Annotated in this window: 7 protein-coding genes and 1 CRISPR repeat array; of the genes, 1 reads left to right on the top strand and 6 read right to left on the bottom strand. The window is 34.7% G+C overall.

Annotated features, from left to right (window positions below; genetic code table 11):
* Nucleotides 1-90 precede the first annotated feature (90 nt).
* The 3 genes from B4C08_RS07885 to B4C08_RS07895 all read right to left on the bottom strand — a co-directional run bounded on the left by B4C08_RS07885 (nt 91) and on the right by B4C08_RS07895 (nt 2815).
* Nucleotides 91-900 (bottom strand): M48 family metallopeptidase, encoded by an 810-nt coding sequence (locus B4C08_RS07885; RefSeq protein ID WP_296664287.1) that lies wholly within the window; start codon nt 898-900, stop codon nt 91-93.
* A 68-nt stretch (nt 901-968) separates the two neighbouring features.
* Nucleotides 969-1910: a helix-turn-helix transcriptional regulator gene (locus B4C08_RS07890; protein ID WP_296664288.1), complete on the bottom strand. Its 942-nt coding sequence runs from the start codon at nt 1908-1910 to the stop codon at nt 969-971.
* Between the two features lie 17 nt (nt 1911-1927).
* Nucleotides 1928-2815, bottom strand: a complete 888-nt coding sequence (locus tag B4C08_RS07895) for an omptin family outer membrane protease (protein ID WP_296664289.1) — start codon at nt 2813-2815, stop codon at nt 1928-1930.
* Between the two features lie 126 nt (nt 2816-2941).
* Here B4C08_RS07895 and B4C08_RS07900 point away from each other — a divergent pair, with 126 nt between their 5' ends.
* A complete protein-coding gene (locus tag B4C08_RS07900) occupies nt 2942-3403 on the top strand; it encodes a GyrI-like domain-containing protein (RefSeq protein ID WP_296664290.1) in 462 nt (153 codons plus the stop codon).
* 198 nt (nt 3404-3601) lie between these two features.
* Here the strand turns inward: B4C08_RS07900 and B4C08_RS07905 are convergent, their stop codons facing one another.
* The 3 genes from B4C08_RS07905 to B4C08_RS07915 form a co-directional block, all read right to left on the bottom strand.
* Nucleotides 3602-4327, bottom strand: coding sequence for a hypothetical protein (locus B4C08_RS07905; RefSeq protein ID WP_296664291.1), 726 nt, complete (start codon nt 4325-4327; stop codon nt 3602-3604).
* Nucleotides 4328-4349: 22 nt separating this feature from the next.
* Nucleotides 4350-5102, bottom strand: a complete 753-nt coding sequence (locus tag B4C08_RS07910; protein ID WP_296664292.1) for a hypothetical protein — start codon at nt 5100-5102, stop codon at nt 4350-4352.
* Nucleotides 5103-5188: 86 nt separating this feature from the next.
* Nucleotides 5189-6010 carry a YdcF family protein gene (locus B4C08_RS07915; RefSeq protein WP_296664293.1) on the bottom strand — a complete coding sequence of 274 codons (822 nt, stop codon included), beginning with the start codon at nt 6008-6010 and terminating at the stop codon, nt 5189-5191.
* Nucleotides 6011-6078: 68 nt separating this feature from the next.
* Nucleotides 6079-6552: direct repeats of the CRISPR family, unit length 36 nt; unit sequence ATCTACAACAGTAGAAATTTTGTATTTGTCTTAAAC.
* The last annotated feature ends 48 nt before the right edge of the window (nt 6553-6600 follow it).

Below are 6600 nucleotides of genomic sequence, written 5' to 3' on the forward strand. Positions count from 1 at the left end.
AAAAAATATCACTGACAATATACCCGACCGACTGATAGGGTGTCAAATGGAGATGCTTTGTGCAAAAATTGATTTCTATTGCGTTAACATTTACTTTCTTGAAGCCTCGTAAAGCGGATAAACTTTTTTAGAGATTTCGGTCAAGTCTTTTATGCGACTTGTATTGGAAGGATGAGTGCTCATAATTTCTGGAATCTGAGTTCCACCGAGCGCAGACATTTTTTCCCAGACCGCAACAGCTTCATTAGGATCATATCCTGCACGCGCCATAAGTTCTGTTCCAATGTGATCCGCTTCTGTTTCGTGCGAACGTGAAAATGGAAGAGTCAAAGTATATTGAGCTGCAATCCCAAGCAAAGCATTTCCAGTTTCATCAAGACCTGCAACAGAAGATACAACTGCAATTCCTGCATTCTTCAAAGTTTCGCTGCTAGCCTGTTCACGGCTATGTTCTCTAAGCGCATGTGCAATTTCGTGTCCCATTACAGCGGCAAGCTGCGCATCGGTTAAGTTAAGGCTTTGAATAATTCCAGTGTAGACAACAATTTTTCCGCCTGGCATACACCAAGCGTTTACAGTACTGTCGCTGATTACATTCACCTGCCAGCTCCAAGAAAGCGCGTCTTCTCTAAAAGCTCCAACCTGCGCAATCAAATTTTTTGCAACAGTTCTTACGCGGGCAACAGTTGCAGCGTCAACATTCAGCGTGCCGGATTTTTTCGCCTCAGCAATAACCTGAGCATAAGATTCATTCGCACTCTGCTCCATCTGCTCTTCAGAAACAATCATAAGTTGATTTCTGTCCGCGCCTACATTTCCAGCTGAAGTTGTTGTCGCCATGCATCCGAAAAATAAAACTAAAACAAAAGATGAAAATAAAATCCGCAAAAAATTTTTCATACAAATCTTTCCTTAATTATAAATTAAAATTTATTATACCAATATTTTTATCTTCTTCAATTGGATTTTTATTTTTCCTTTAACTGCGCTGACATTTTTTTTACTTCAATGGAAAATTGCTTTTTTATTTTTTCAGGAAAAATTATTTTTATAGCTGAGCCAAATGACAAAAGGAAAGGAACAAGCCAGTTAATTTCAGGCGCATTGAATTTTACAATTGAAGTTTCCAAAGAAAACTTTTCAACTTTGCAAACCGCAAATTCATCCATGATTCTATAAAGCTCGCTGTCTGCAACTTGAGCAGTTATTTCAATCATAGGAATTTCTTTTTCTGCGCTATAAAATTTTTTTTGTTCAGTTCCAAACTTCTTTTCTTCCATACAAACTTTTTTATTCAGAACTTTTAAATTGCAGATTCTATTCAGCTTGAAATATCTTGGAGCGCAACGAACATTGCACCAACCATAAAAATACCAGCCCACACCGCGGAATACAATTTTCCAAGGCTGAACAGTTCTATGCTCAGTTTTTTTATTAAGTGAAAAATAATCAAACTCAATTTGATGTTTTTCTATTACGGCATTTTTAAGTTTGTTAAATATTTCGTTGATGTTTTTTCCCTGCGGATTCCATGGAGAAAAATCAAGTTCAAGCCAGTCAGTGTTTTTCGAAGCAAACCTGCTAAGTTTTTGCACCACCGTTTTTTCCGCAGAGTTTTTCACAGAACACTCGCTGCCTGTAAGTTTTGCAACAGCTTTTAAACTTGAAACGACAGAACATTTTTCTTCATCAGTAAAAATGGTTTTATCCAACGCATAGTTTTCTGCAATCGCAAATCCGCCAGCACGCCCTTGCGTAGAATAAACAGGAACTCCCGCTTCCGCCAAAGATTCCGCCCAACGGTAAATCGTTCTTTCCGAAACCCCAAAATGCTCCGAAAGTTTTTTTGCAGTGATTGATTTTTTATCCAAGAGAATGTAAACGAGTTCAAAAAGTTTTTGCTGCGACATATCTTTATATTGAAATTTTAAAATCTATACCGCGCCATAACAGAAAAAACTGAAGACTTTATTCCCGGCACAGTATAAAGTTCCACAGCGGATTTTCCGTCTTCCTTATATTCTGAGATTCCGTTTTTGCATTCAAGAAATTCATAATTAGCAATAATTGAAAAAGACTTGTAACGCAATTCCGCGCCAAGCAAAAATCCAGAACCGTACATTGCATCGCGGAAATCTGCATTTCTAAAATAATGTCTGTCAACCGCAAAGCAATAAATATAAGGATAGCACCTCCAGTTTAAAACCAGAACCCAGCTAGAAAAAATTTTAGATTCGGCTTCAAGCGAAACAAACGGAAGCACAAACTGCTGCTCGTAAGAAAGTCCTGTTCCGTTAATTTTTTTTCTTTCTATTGAGTCGCTCAAATATTCGCCATTCTCATAATCCGCGTACTGATAATATCCGTTGTGCGCCTTGAACTTTTGATTACGGTAACGCAAGCCAATCTGCGGAACAAGTTTTATTTTTTCAAAAACAAATTCATATCCGCTTTTTGCTTCAATTTCAAATTTTCTTTCAAGTGAAAGATCATGCTTTGAAAAATTTGTTGCTCTTGTTTTATCCTCGCCAAGCCAATCCCAATCTTCAATCGTTCCATACTTTATTGGCAAAGCGCAAAGAAAATCAATATCAGTAACAATATGAAAAATATTCAGCCTAGAAGAAATATCCGCAACAGGAATAAAATCAGTTTTCCAGTCAAGCCGGCTAAGAACATCGCCAGAATCATAAACATATTCCTGAACTTTTCCAGACTGAAAGCCAACAGAAGCCGTAAATGAAAAAGTTTCAGCACTGAACTTTAGGCAAGAGAAAAATGAAATAAACAAAACAAAGAAAAATATTTTTTTCACAGATATTTTTATCATATCATTTACGCGAAAAAAAATAAATGTAATTTAAAATAAAACATGACATACTGTTGTCATATTAAATATTTTATAATTCAAGCATAAATAATTTTTCATTAGGAAGGAAACATGAAATACGAAATCGTAGAATTGCCACAAATGACATTTGCAGGACTTACAGAAGTAACATCGAACAGCGAGCCGGATATGACTCAAAAAATAGGCAGACTTTGGCAGAAACTCGGAAGCGTGCAGGCAAAATTTTCTTGCAGAACAAATCAAAAAGCAGTTGGACTTTACTGCGATTACGGAACGCCAACAGAACAGGATTACACAGTTCTTGTGGGAGTTCAAATTTCAAATGAATCAGCTTTAGACGCAAAAGAAAAAGGATTTGCAGTAAAACAAATTCCAAACGGAAAATATGCAAAGTTCACAGTGAAAGGCGATGTTGCAAAAGATGTAGGAAAAGCTTGGGCTGCGATTTGGAGCATTCCGCTTGAACGCACATTCACTGGAGACTTTGAAGAATATCAGGAAGACTGCAACGGAAAAACAGGAACAATTTTTATTTACGTTGCAATAAAATAATTTAGCCTGCCATTATCTAATTTACTCTCGCTTGTCATTGCCGTGCTCCGACACGGCAATCTCATACAAGAGGTTTCTCGGTCAAGTCTTAGAAATATTTTTTCTATAAAATTTATTCAATACAATTGCAGCATAAATAAATGTATATAATTCAAATTGTAAAAAATCCAGCGCAAGACAACAAAAAATAATACGACTTTAATTTTCACGGAACACTGGAATAATTTTTTTCATAAATTTTCCAACAAGCGAAATAGCCGGTCCTAAAAGAAGAGCCATGCAGATTGAACCAAAAATATTTGTTCTAAGCCCGATTCCACAAAAAGTCGCGACTGGGTTCGGAATATTATTTTTCGCAAAGCAAGCAGCCACAAGTCCAATCGTAATTGAGGAATAATCAAAAATAATACGGACAATAAAAAAAGGAAGCTTAACAAATCTGTCGCTGATAATTGCAGGAACCGCATCGTAAGGCGCAATTCCCAATTCTGAATTCATATAAATCGCGCAAGCAGTTACAAAAAAAAGCAAAATAAAAGCAAAAATTCCAGCCTTTGGCAAAAGTTCCGCATTCTGCAAAAACTGATGAAATCCAATCAGTTTCCAAATCCAACGTGAAAAATCAGAAACGAATCCAATAAAAAACATATTCGCAATCGACCCCAAGCCAATATGCTGCGCCCCAAACAAAATTACAAAAATAAGAAAAACCGCATAATCCATAATCTGAATCAAGCCGATATTATCAGTTCCAAGCAGCGCCGCCACATGATAATTCATAAAAGTCGCAGGATCAGTTCCCCAGCCAATTTCAATAAGAACTGAAAGCGTAACGCCCATCATCACAACTGCAAAAAGCATAACAGGAAATTTTACCTGCCATTTTTGAGGAAAAAATTGTTTAAGGCTAAAATTAATTTTCATATAAATTTCCTTTACTGTTATTTTAAATCTTAAGACAACCAATAATTGTAAAAAGAGATTCCTTAATATTTATCATAGATTTCTGAATTTCAGTTATGAAAATCAGATGAAGTTCAAGATAAAGCGCAACATCCAAAGCTATCACTGCAATAAGTTTATAAATGGAGCAGCTAGGTTTTATTCCGCACGAAATCTGAAAGGTAATATATAGAAGAAAATAAAACAAAAGAAAGAACAGAGTACTTGTTGGCAAAAGAAAAATTGAAACAATGCTCAGAACCACAATCATTGCGCAAGAAATTCTCTGCAAACCGCGTACATAAATAAATGAAAAAATCAATTTGAAAATAAAATATGCCGACAACAATGCAGAAAGGAAAACTAAAAATAAAAAATCACTCTCTAAATTACTTTTCACAAAATCAATAATCGACATTCTATTGCAAAGTGAATCGCCATTCATAAGTTCAGGTTTTAATCTTAAAATAATTACCGCTGCAAAAACTAAATCAAAAACAACATCAAAGAAATTCAAAAATACAAAACCGATTTTTTTACCAACTGATTTTTTTATTTTTGACTCTTCAGGTTCAGCTTTTAAATTTGAATCTTTTTGTGTTTTTGAATTTTTATGTTTTTCAAAAAACTTCAAAACTTTGTTTCTTAGTGATTTAAAAAATTCGCAGAAAGAGTTTTTTAACTTTTCAAAAAAAATAACAATTTTGTTTTTTACATCAATGAAAAAAAATTTTACCTTTTCACAAAAATTAGACATAATAGTTTCTCCTGAAAAAGTTGAAAAATAAATCTTTTATAAAAATACCACACCGTATATCTTTACGGCAAGAATTTCTGTTTTCTTTATAAATGGTTTGGCTTGCCTGTGAGCAAAATTCTTAAGTTCAGTTTTACGTAGCTGCATATTTCTCGGCAATAACTGTTCAAGATAAAAAGTGGCGGAGTTTTTGATGCGACTCCATACACATCGGAAAATCCCATTCGTGAAGCAAGACGTTCAGCTCGTGCAATATGAAAGTCGCTTGTTACAATCGCAACAGGAGAAGCAAGAACTTCTTCTACTGTGATTCCGTCATGTTCTGCAAAAAGTTCTGCGCTAAACATAAAATTTTGAATTGTGTCCTTCGCTTTGTTTTCTGCAAGAATCCGATTTTCATCAATTCCATAAGAAGCAAGCACAGGTTTTAAAACATCAGATTCCGGGCAAGGCGCAAACTTTCCTTTTCCGCCTGTAACAACCGCAAGCGACGTCGGATGAGATTTTAAATATTCGGAAGCAACACGCACACGGTTCTGCACTGAATCTGTAAGCTTGGCATTCTTCGTGATTCCGCCGCCAAGAACAATCACATAGCGCACATTTTCATTTCCGTCAGAAAGCCGCGGAGTGCAAATAAAAAACAGATTCAGACCCGCAATAAAAACTCCTGTGCAAATAAAAGAAACCAAAATTATTTTAGATGTTTTTGAAATTCCAAGCAAAATTTTCTTAAGAATTTTTTGCCTTTCAAGCACAAAAAGAAGCGCAAAGAAAACTGCAATCAAAAGCCAAACTGCAGAAAAACTAAAAATCGTCCCCAAAAAAGTTCCCGGAGAAGCAATGTTAATCAAAACAAAATAAGCACCAGACAAAATAGATAAAATGAGAAAAATTACTGAAAGCATAGTGGAGATTATATAGCTATAATAGTAGAAATTCTATATCAGTCTTAAGTTGAAGTTAACATAATCAAATCTACAACAGTAGAAATTTTGTATTTGTCTTAAACTTTGATTATACACGGTATCCCAATCAATCTACAACAGTAGAAATTTTGTATTTGTCTTAAACGATTACATTCAACAGCAATCTAGGTATATCTACAACAGTAGAAATTTTGTATTTGTCTTAAACAAGATAAGGGCAGTAGAGGATTCAGGAAATCTACAACAGTAGAAATTTTGTATTTGTCTTAAACAAACGGAGGTAACTTATGTTGGTAACATCTACAACAGTAGAAATTTTGTATTTGTCTTAAACCATGCAAAATATAATAAATTAATTTAATCTACAACAGTAGAAATTTTGTATTTGTCTTAAACTCCAATTGACGACAAAGCAGTAATGAATCTACAACAGTAGAAATTTTGTATTTGTCTTAAACCGGCGAATAAACCTAGGTACACCTATGATCTACAACAGTAGAAATTTTGTATTTGTCTTAAACTATCTTTACTTTGATTCAGACTTGCGTATCTACAACAGTAGAAATTTT

The sequence above is a fragment of the Treponema sp. UBA753 genome (assembly GCF_002297325.1).
GTDB lineage: Bacteria > Spirochaetota > Spirochaetia > Treponematales > Treponemataceae > Treponema_D.

What these genes read in the sequence shown, in the direction of transcription:
- B4C08_RS07910 (WP_296664292.1), bottom strand. Translation starts at nt 5,102, where the DNA reads ATGTCTAATTTTTGTGAAAAGGTAAAATTTTTTTTCATTGATGTAAAA.
- B4C08_RS07890 (WP_296664288.1), bottom strand. Translation starts at nt 1,910, where the DNA reads ATGTCGCAGCAAAAACTTTTTGAACTCGTTTACATTCTCTTGGATAAA.
- B4C08_RS07915 (WP_296664293.1), bottom strand. Translation starts at nt 6,010, where the DNA reads ATGCTTTCAGTAATTTTTCTCATTTTATCTATTTTGTCTGGTGCTTAT.
- B4C08_RS07905 (WP_296664291.1), bottom strand. Translation starts at nt 4,327, where the DNA reads ATGAAAATTAATTTTAGCCTTAAACAATTTTTTCCTCAAAAATGGCAG.
- B4C08_RS07885 (WP_296664287.1), bottom strand. Translation starts at nt 900, where the DNA reads ATGAAAAATTTTTTGCGGATTTTATTTTCATCTTTTGTTTTAGTTTTA.
- B4C08_RS07900 (WP_296664290.1), top strand. Translation starts at nt 2,942, where the DNA reads ATGAAATACGAAATCGTAGAATTGCCACAAATGACATTTGCAGGACTT.